The following is a 7,387-nucleotide window of genomic DNA, read 5'->3' as shown; positions in this document are numbered from 1 at the left end:
ATCGCAAACTGGAGCAGATTCACGCCCTGGCCGACCGACGCCTCAGCCCCAAAGCTCCAAATTCGTCTCAAAGCTCGGTTACATTTTAGATGGCGCGACATGTACAACCCAAAGTTACTTTCTTAAATGGCTTGATAGGTGCATTACATGGAACCGCCAGCGCTGATCCGAAAGCCGGGTTGGGAAGATGCCTGGGCTACAGCGCGTCGTCGCAACGTTTTTTGACCAGAAGTCGCGCGCGTTGCTATAATACTCGGCGGTCGGGAAGGAGTTGACTTTGCCCCTCTACGAGTATCGATGCGAAAAATGCGGCGCGCGAGTTGAAAAGATCCAGAAGTTCAGCGACCCGCCGCTGGCCATCTGCGAAAAATGCGGCGGAGAGCTTACCCGCCTGCTGTCCGCCCCTGCAATTCAATTCAAGGGGAGTGGCTGGTACGTGACGGATTACGCCCGAAAATCGAAATCCGGTGATACCGGGAAATCCGATGGCGGATCGGATGGTGGATCTGCCGCAAAGCCTGCCGCTTCCGCCGGGGATTCCCCCGCCAAGAGCAAACCTTCCGATTCCAAGACCTCCCTAAGCAAGTAAAATCGGCCAGACAGGGGTTTGTGCGGTTGGGAAGCTGGGTTCGTCCCGGCTTTCAGGAACGTTTGAGGAGCGTCGGGACCCGCAAAATACGCCTCGCGGTCCTGCGAGAAGACAAAGGACGTTATCCGTCCGGCCACGCGCCCAACAATCGCCTTACGACGACAAACTCACCCAGGTGGTAAGCATTGTGGTCTGCCACGAGGAGCGCTTCACGCAGGATCGTCTGCCCGTCGCCATGCGGAATGGCGGCGTAAAGGTCAGTCCTCGGGTTGGAAACGAGATTTTGCATTTCCTTGAGATCACGCCGAAAGGATTTGACGGAATTTGCCCAGGCAGCAGCATTGGGAGGGCCGTCGCTCGCGGGCCAGTAGCCGCGGGGGAAATCAGGCGAAACGTGACGGGGATTCCTGCTGAACTCCAAGATGTCCCACTGCGCGATGCGCATGTGCTCAAGCAATCGCCACGGCGTGTAAGGGATGCGCGGAGGCCGGGCGCCGCGCAATTTCGCGGGAAGGCGGGCCATGGCTGTATGAAAATCGATGTGGGCGCCGCCGCCGCGAAGCAGGTAGAGCACATGTTCGCGCAAAGCGGCTTGTCCGTCTTGCATATTTTCTTTCTCCTACCCCCACTGAATAAGCAGCCGGAGACGAAGGTGCAGCCAGGCCGGGCAGCCAGGAAACGTCATAATTGCAATGACTTGAGATACTTTCTGAACTGCTGGCCCATACTCGGCTCCTTCAGCGCGTACTCCACGGTTGCCTTCAAGAAACCGAGTTTATCACCCGCGTCATAACGCTTCCCTTCAAAAATAAAACCATAGATCGGCTCGTCCTTCAGCAGGTTCTTCAGGCCGTCGGTCAACTGGATTTCCCCTCCCTTACCCCGCTTTGTAGCGCTCAGCTTCTTGAAGATCCTGGGCGTGAGAATGTAGCGGCCGATGATCGCCAGATTCGAAGGGGCGTCGGCCGGTGAAGGTTTCTCAACCAGGTCTTTTACCTGGAAGAGCCGGCCATTCCATTTGGAGTTGCGCACCGGTTCCGCAGCGATGATTCCGTAGCTCCCAACATTTGCCTTCGGAACGCGCTCGATGGCCAGAATGCTGGCGTTGAATTCCTCGAACACTTCGGTCATCTGCTTGAGGCATGGAACCTGGCTGTCGATCACATCATCTGACAGTACCACCGCGAAAGGCTCCTCGTCCACGATGTCGCGCGACATGAGTACCGCGTGCCCCAGCCCTTTTGGATATTTCTGCCGTAGATAAACGACATTGCACAAAGAGGAGATTTCCCGGACCTGTTTCCGCAAAGGTTCTTTCCCGCGCCCTGCCAGCTCATGCTCGAGCTCGGCGGAAACATCAAAGTGATTTTCGATTGCGCTCTTGCCACGTCCGGTTACAAAAATGGTGAGCGAGATGCCTGCTGCAGCAACCTCTTCCACCGCATATTGCACCAGGGGTTTGTCCACAACTGGCAGCATCTCTTTGGGTTGTGCCTTGGTTGCTGGCAGGAACCGAGTACCCAACCCGGCCACGGGCAGCACAGCTTTCCGAACTTTCATCATCTTCTCCTGAGGGGCTGTTGCATCGCGTTGTCAAAAATTTCAGTCTACAGCCTTTGCAAGAAACCAGTCAAAGCACCGGAAGGCATGGCGCGGTGGGTGCGCATGTTCTTAGGCGTCAGTCGGACGGCACTTGCACCTGCTGCTCGCGTGTTAAGATAACGGTTTATGAATGTACTGGGGATCGAATCCAGTTGTGATGAAACGGCTGCGGCTGTCGTAGCCGATGGTACGCGCATCCTGTCAAACGTCGTTGCCTCCCAGATCAGGATTCATGAAAGGTTCGGCGGCGTCGTTCCGGAGCTCGCCTCTCGCGAACACCTGAAAAAGATCGCTCCCATCGTCGATGAGGCTTGCCGCCAGGCCGGAACCACTCTGGATGAAATCGAGGCGATTGCCGTCACGGAAGGCCCTGGTCTCATCGGCTCGCTGCTTGTGGGACTGGTTTACGGCAAGGCGCTGGCGCTTTCGCTAGGCAAACCGCTTGTCGGAGTCAATCACCTCGAGGGTCACATTCACGCGGTCCTGCTCCACAACTCGATGGAGAGGCAGGCCGGCAAGCCGGTTCCTGCCGCTGGATTTCCCAACATCACCCTGGTAGTTTCCGGCGGCCACACCGTCCTGTATCGCGTGGAATCGGTTTCTTTACCGGAAAGCGGCGGCACATCATTCTCTTACAAAACTCTCGGGCAGACCCGAGACGACGCAGCCGGCGAGGCGTTCGACAAAGTTGCCAAGCTCCTCGCCCTCGGCTACCCCGGCGGGCCTATCATCGACCGGCTGGCACGCCACGGCAAAGCTCGCGCGTCTGAATTTGGCCGAGTCCGGATGAAGGGTAACCAGCTCGATTTCAGTTTTTCGGGGATCAAGACGGCTGTTCTCTATCGCGTGCGCGGAACTCCACTCACGCGGGAGGCAGAAGAACGCCGCGGCTGGCGTGACGCATTACCCGATGCCGCAACGCCCGATGAGGTACGCGCCCACTGTTCACAAGACACACTCGACCTCGTGGCGAGCTTCCAGGAGGCTGTGGTGAGCGATCTGATCGAGCGTAGCGTTGTCGCTGCAACCGTCGCCGGAATTCATACCATCTTCGTATCCGGAGGTGTTGCTTGCAATTCTCTGCTCCGGGAACGCTTTGCACAGGTCGGGGTCCGGCGCGGATTCAACGTATTTTTCCCTTCTCCAGGTCTTTCCACCGACAACGCCGCAATGATTGCCGCCGCTGGATACTACAAGCTGGCCGCGGGCCATCGCGACGGCGCTTCTCTGAACGCCCACGCAACGTTTCCCCTGAGTTCGACCGCGTCTTAGAACACCTGCCCCTTTGGCGGGCAACTTCGGCCGGCAGCCCGAGGATGATCGACGGACGCACCAACCGGGAGGGCGGCCACTTCCACCTGCCGGGACTTGGCATTTTTCTGATAAGCTTTCGGTTTGATTCGGCCCGCTCACTGCGGGTGAGCTTGCGCTTTCGTAGCCGCTCGCCGGATCCGCTGTGGACGAATAAGGACGCTCATGCACGTTGGCGTTGATACAGGGGGAACGTTCACAGACTGCGTTGTCGCAGATGTCCGCGGTGTCAGAGTCGTCAAAGTCTTTTCTGGCTCTTCCGCATCACGGGACGATGCCAGCCTGGCAATTGTGGACGGTGCCAGCCGCCTGATCGCAGACACGCCTTCCACATCCCTCGATATCATCCACGGGACAACGGTCGGAACAAACTGTCTGCTCGAACGGCGCGGAGCGCGGGTGGCGCTGGTCACCACCAACGGATTTGAGGATCTGATTGAGATCGGACGCCAGGCACGCTCCCGCCTTTATGACTTCGACGTACGCCGCGATCCTCCGCTGGTCCCGCGCCAAAAGCGTTTCGGCCTGCGGGAGCGCATTGCACCTGACGGCAGCGTTCTGGCGAGACCCTCCATGCCTGATCTGCGCAGGCTCCGGAACAGAATACTGCGTTCGGGCGCCGAATCCATCGCCGTTTGCCTGCTATTTTCATATTCAAACCCTGCAAACGAGATGCTGGTTGTTCGCGCGCTTCGCCAGCTCAATCTTCCACTCTCGATCTCTCATCGAATCCTGCCGGAATTCCGCGAATACGAGCGGCTCTCAACGACCGCGATCAACGCGTACCTGATGCCCAGGACCGGGTCCTATCTGGCGCGACTGGAAAGCAAGGCCGTTAAGAAGTTTGCTTTAAAATCCAAAACAAGCGGACCGGCCGGCGGGCGCGCGGGCGTCCGTGTTTTTGTGATGGAATCAAACGGTGGCATCACGACAGCACGCCACGCTGCGCGAGAGCCGGTCCGAACGATTTTGTCGGGACCTGCCGGTGGTGTTGCCGCTGCGGTCCGGCTCGCGAAATCCTTTGGAATTCGCCAGGCGATCAGCTTCGATATGGGCGGGACTTCAACCGACGTCTGCCTGTTTGAGGGCCGCGCCCGCATCACCAAGGAAACGACGCTGGCTGGGCTTCCGGTAGCGGTCCCGGTGATTGATGTTCATTCGGTAGGAGCGGGCGGCGGATCGTTGGCCCGCATTGATGCCGGCGGCGCGCTGCGAGTGGGTCCCGAAAGCGCTGGAGCTATGCCCGGGCCGGTCTGCTACGGGCGCGGCGGGCACCGGCCGACCGTCACGGACGCGAATCTCATTCTTGGAAGGATCGATCCAGACAATTTCCTTGGTGGCACTTTCCGCCTGGACCGGCGGGCGACCGAGGAAGCATTTGAGAGATTCATCCGTGAAGAAAACAGGAAGTCCCCGTCTGCAGCGAGAATCCTCAAAAGCCCGCGTGAGCTTGCCCGCGGGATTATTGCTGTGGCCAACGCCAGCATGGAGCGGGTCCTTCGGGTCATTTCTGTCGAGCGCGGCCATGATCCACGCGACTTCTCGCTGATCGCTTTCGGCGGGGCCGGCGGATTGCAGGCCGCGGACCTTGCCCGTTCGCTCGGAGTGGCCAGGGTCATTATTCCCCAGAATCCGGGGACGTTTTCGGCCCTCGGTATTCTGCTGTCAGACGCTGTTAAAGACGTTTCGCAGTCACTTCTGATGCCAGTCCCAATCGAGATTGCGCGGGGACGTTCGAGTGCATTGCGGTCGTTTTGCAACAACGTTGCGCAGCGCTTCCAGCAGCTCGAGCGAGCGGCCCGCAAGGAAATCCGGCGCGACCATTTTCCACCCGGTAGAATACAAATCGAGAAGTACCTTGAGGTACGCTATGCTGGCCAGTCGTATGAGCTGATGGTCCCCTTCTCTCGACGCTTTCCGGCCGATTTCAAAAGACTGCACGAGAAGACGTATGGATACACTCACGGTCACAAGCCGCTGGAGGTTGTCAACCTGCGCTTGCGGTTAACACTCCCATTCGCCGGCCATCACGCTCCCAGGCGTGCCAGTCGGAGACCGAACCAGCCCGTTGACAATGCATTGCTGAAGGAAAAGAATGTCTGGTTCGGCAATCGCTTTCACCGAACTCCACTCTATGAACGGGGTCGGTTTCAGGCCGGCATGCGATTCGAGGGTCCCGCTGTGGTGGCGGAATACAGTTCCACCACTGTTGTACCACCCGGCTGTAGGTGCAGCGTGGATCGCGATCTGAACCTGGTGCTCACTCATAATGCGAGCTGATCCGGCAGAACTCGAAATCTTTAAGAACCTCTTCCACTCCGTGGCGGAAGAGATGGGCGCTGCCTTACGCCGTTCGGCTTTTTCTCCCAATATCAAAGAGCGCCGTGACTATTCCTGCGCGGTGTTTGACGGCCGCGGCGACGTCGTGGCTATGGGAGACCACATGCCCGTCCATCTGGGCTCCATGCCCAGGTCCGTGGCCGCGGCCATCGAGAGCCTACCCCTCTCCCGCGGTGACATTGCCGTGCTCAATGATCCTTTTGCCGGAGGCACTCATCTTCCCGACCTTACATGCGTGATGCCGGTTTTCGCCGCAGGTCAGGCGAAGGCAACCCCGATTTTCTATGTCGCAAATCGGGCCCATCACTCCGACGTGGGAGGAGCGCAGCCTGCCTCAATGGGATTGAGCGAGGAAATCTATCAAGAGGGATTGCGAATCCCTCCGGTGCTTCTGACGCGTGGCGGAACACTCCAGAGGGATGTTCTGGCCATCCTTCTTGCCAACGTGCGCACTCCAACAGAGCGCCAGGGCGATTTAACTGCACAAATCGCCGCCTGCAAGCTGGGAGAACAGCGGCTCCTGGAACTGGCCCATAAATATGGCGCCCGCAAAATTAATTTCTACCTCGCCGCCCTACAGCGATACTCGGCCCGCCTGATGCGGAACGCCCTCAGCCAGATTCCCGATGGCGTCTACGCCGCCGAAGACTTTCTGGACGATGACGGATATTCCGCCCGGCCCGTCCGGTTGAAAGTTCGGGTCGAGATTCGCGGCGACCACGCTACCGTGGACTTCACGGGTTCCGCGCCGCAGCGCCGTGGTGCCATCAATGCTGTTTTGACCATCACCACGTCGGCGGTTTTTTATGTTTTTCGCTGCCTGCTGGGCGAGCAGGTCCCCGCGTGCGCGGGCCTGCTGGAACCAATTGAAGTGGTCGCGCCTGCGGGCAGCGTGGTCAACGCCCGTCCTCCCGCCGCGGTAGCGGGTGGAAATGTTGAGACCTCCCAGCGTATTGTGGACGTTCTGCTCCGCGCCATGGCTCGCGCGCTGCCCCATCGGATTCCGGCGGCAAGTTCGGGTACCATGAACAATCTGTCATTCGGAGGGACCGACCCTCTCACGGGCGAACCCTTTGCCTATTACGAGACCATTGCGGGCGGCATGGGCGCTCGCCCTTCTGCTGACGGCTTGAGCGGCATCCACACTCATATGACGAACTCGCTGAATACGCCGGTGGAGGCCCTTGAATCGCACTTCCCGGTGCGCGTGCTGCGGACCTCGCTTCGGCATGGCTCGGGCGGCCACGGAAAATTCTACGGAGGCGACGGCATCATTCGCGAAATCGAATTTCTTACGGAAGTCCGGTGCAGTATCCTGTCCGATCGCCGCCGGTTTCCACCCTACGGACTGGCCGGCGGACAACCGGGAAAACCTGGAAAGAACACGCTGGCGGCGAAGGGCACGACACGCCGACTGCCCTCAAAAACAGTGATTACCGCTCCTCCCGGAAGTGTCCTGAAGATTGAAACTCCCGGCGGCGGCGGATGGGGCAAATTCTCCGCAGGCAAAGTGCGCAACAACGGATCTCGGAATTCTTAAGGAGA

Annotated in this window: 6 protein-coding genes; 4 read left to right on the top strand and 2 right to left on the bottom strand. The window is 59.0% G+C overall.

Going from position 1 to position 7,387, the window contains the following annotated elements:
- The first annotated feature begins 277 nt into the window (after positions 1-277).
- Complete coding sequence (locus tag VFQ24_10820; protein ID HET9178836.1) at positions 278-589, top strand: FmdB family zinc ribbon protein; 312 nt, start codon at positions 278-280, stop codon at positions 587-589.
- Between the two features lie 121 nt (positions 590-710).
- Here the strand turns inward: VFQ24_10820 and VFQ24_10815 are convergent, their stop codons facing one another.
- Both VFQ24_10815 and galU read right to left on the bottom strand, forming a co-directional pair.
- Positions 711-1,196, bottom strand: a complete 486-nt coding sequence (locus tag VFQ24_10815; protein HET9178835.1) for a DinB family protein — start codon at positions 1,194-1,196, stop codon at positions 711-713.
- Positions 1,197-1,270: 74 nt separating this feature from the next.
- The gene (gene galU / locus VFQ24_10810; protein HET9178834.1) at positions 1,271-2,149 is read right to left on the bottom strand and encodes a UTP--glucose-1-phosphate uridylyltransferase GalU; all 879 of its coding nucleotides are present in this window, start codon (positions 2,147-2,149) and stop codon (positions 1,271-1,273) included.
- Between the two features lie 168 nt (positions 2,150-2,317).
- Here galU and tsaD point away from each other — a divergent pair, with 168 nt between their 5' ends.
- From tsaD to VFQ24_10795, 3 genes are all read left to right on the top strand, one after another.
- The gene (gene tsaD / locus VFQ24_10805) at positions 2,318-3,463 is read left to right on the top strand and encodes a tRNA (adenosine(37)-N6)-threonylcarbamoyltransferase complex transferase subunit TsaD (GenBank protein HET9178833.1); all 1,146 of its coding nucleotides are present in this window, start codon (positions 2,318-2,320) and stop codon (positions 3,461-3,463) included.
- Positions 3,464-3,667: 204 nt separating this feature from the next.
- Positions 3,668-5,782 carry a hydantoinase/oxoprolinase family protein gene (locus tag VFQ24_10800; protein HET9178832.1) on the top strand — a complete coding sequence of 705 codons (2,115 nt, stop codon included), beginning with the start codon at positions 3,668-3,670 and terminating at the stop codon, positions 5,780-5,782.
- A complete protein-coding gene (locus VFQ24_10795) occupies positions 5,772-7,382 on the top strand; it encodes a hydantoinase B/oxoprolinase family protein (protein HET9178831.1) in 1,611 nt (536 codons plus the stop codon). The genes VFQ24_10800 and VFQ24_10795 overlap by 11 nt, the downstream gene beginning before the upstream one ends.
- The last annotated feature ends 5 nt before the right edge of the window (positions 7,383-7,387 follow it).

This window comes from Terriglobia bacterium, assembly GCA_035712365.1.
Taxonomy (GTDB): domain Bacteria; phylum Acidobacteriota; class Terriglobia; order UBA7540; family UBA7540; genus SCRD01.
The sequence above is the reverse complement of the archived record's forward strand: the minus strand, read 5'-3'. Positions and strand labels throughout refer to the sequence as shown.